We start from the raw sequence: 1,691 nt of genomic DNA on the forward strand, positions 1-1,691 counted from the left end.
CCTGTTTTGTGCGGTGGTTTCCACAAAGTGGCTTAGCTTCCTCATAAAGCTTGTTTTTTGAGGTGTTTCGGGTGTCCCGCGAGTGAAATAACACGAAACTTCGGTGTATTTTATACATTTGAGGACTATGTTCGTTCGATGCAAACGTAATAAAAGCGGCAGCACCAGTGTCCAGATTATCGATAAATCATCTGGTCGCTACACCGTGTATCAAACAGTCGGTAGTTCCTCGGATCAGCAGGAGATTGATTACCTGATTAAAAAAGGGAAAAGGATTGTTGAAAATATGGGCGGGCAAGCCAGCATTCCTTTTCATCGATCTAAAGAGCTGGACTTTATAGACACCTTTTTGAATAGTCTGGATTCAATGAATCTAGTTGGACCAGAGCTGTTACTAGGACGCATCTTCAACGATATCGGCTTCAATCTCATTGATGAAGAGTTATTTAAGCATCTGGTAATTACACGCATCGTCTATCCCGTCAGTAAGCTAAAGACGACAGATTACTTAATGAAGTATAAAGGGATAGACGTGAGTGTTTATACAATTTACAGATACCTGGACAAGCTTCATAAGCAACAGATAGACTTGGTCAAAGAGATAAGTTTTGCCCATACTCTAGGTATTCTGGGAGGCAAGCTATCGATAGTTTTCTACGATGTCACGACTTTATACTTTGAGGCGAGCGAGGAGGACGACTTGCGCAAAACCGGTTTCAGTAAAGACGGAAAACACCAACACCCACAAATCGTACTGGGCTTACTGGTAAGTGAAAACGGGTATCCCTTGGACTACGATATTTTTGAAGGCAACAAGTATGAAGGAGAAACGATGATGCCCATCATTGAGCATTTCAGTGCCAAATATTCATTTGAGAGTTTAGTCGTTGTTGCTGATTCCGGATTGCTATCTAGAAGTAACATACAAAAGCTTAAAGATGCCGGCTATCAGTATATTTTAGGTGCCCGTATAAAGAATATGGAAAACAGGATAACTGAACAGATTTTGAGCCTTAAACTAAGTGATAAAGAAAGCGCAGAGCTTAAGATGGATGGGACGGATAAATTGATAATCGGATATAAGAGGAGCCGGGCAATAAAGGATGGGAATAACAGGAAAAGAGGCCTGGAGAAACTTGAAAAAGCTATCCAGAGCGGAAGGTTGGGAAAGAAAAACATCAACAACAGAGGATATAATAAATACTTAACGCTCAATGGCCAGGTGGAGATTTCGATCAACTATGACAAGTATGATGAGGATAGCAAATGGGACGGACTGAAGGGATATGTGACGAATGGCCTCCTGCCCAAAGAAGAGGTAATCAGGCAGTACAGCCTGCTATGGAATATCGAGCGAACCTTCAGAATATCCAAGTCGGATTTACAGATAAGACCTATTTTTCATCGACTCAGACGAAGAATCGAATCCCACATATGTATCTCTTTTGCAGCCTGTAAAGTTTACAAGGAACTAGAGCGGTTACTCAAAGAAAAAAAAGCTGTGTATAGCCCTGAACAAACAATAGATATAATCAAAACGATATACAAAGTGAGGATACAGACGCCATATTCAGAAAACATATATGAAAGATTGGTTATCAAAAATCAAGACCAACAAGCAATTGTTGACCTGTTTGAACTGGATTTAAATTGAAAATTTAGCTTGGGTGTCCCATTGCACAAAACAGGAA

1 protein-coding gene is annotated in these 1,691 nt (G+C 40.4%); it reads left to right on the plus strand.

What is annotated here, in order from left to right; genetic code table 11:
* Positions 1–127 precede the first annotated feature (127 nt).
* The gene (locus I5M32_RS16515; protein WP_200588271.1) at positions 128–1,654 is read left to right on the plus strand and encodes an IS1634 family transposase; all 1,527 of its coding nucleotides are present in this window, start codon (positions 128–130) and stop codon (positions 1,652–1,654) included.
* Positions 1,655–1,691 lie beyond the last annotated feature (37 nt).

Origin of the sequence: Pedobacter segetis (genome assembly GCF_016623585.1) — a bacterium.
Classification (GTDB): domain Bacteria; phylum Bacteroidota; class Bacteroidia; order Sphingobacteriales; family Sphingobacteriaceae; genus Pseudopedobacter; species Pseudopedobacter segetis.